Genomic DNA, 203 nt, shown 5'->3' on the forward strand with positions numbered 1-203 from the left:
CTCCGACATGGAGCTGCAGAGCTTCTGGAGCGTGCTGAAGAAGATCGGCCAGGGCGTGCAGACCGGCTTGAATGTCGGTCACCAGCTCGGCGTGTTCAGCGCCGACCAGCCCGGCATGCAGCCGGCCGCCGCGGCGCCGCCGACCGACATGGAGCTGCAGAGCTTCTGGAGCGTGCTGAAGAAGATCGGCCAGGGCGTGCAGA

General features: G+C 67.0%; 1 protein-coding gene. It reads left to right on the top strand.

Annotated elements, in window-relative coordinates; all coding sequences use genetic code 11:
• Positions 1 to 203: hypothetical protein (locus QRQ56_RS39215; protein ID WP_438747120.1), on the top strand; the 203-nt coding region annotated here is incomplete at both ends.

Origin of the sequence: Bradyrhizobium sp. U531, from assembly GCF_051710265.1 — a bacterium.
GTDB lineage: Bacteria > Pseudomonadota > Alphaproteobacteria > Rhizobiales > Xanthobacteraceae > Bradyrhizobium.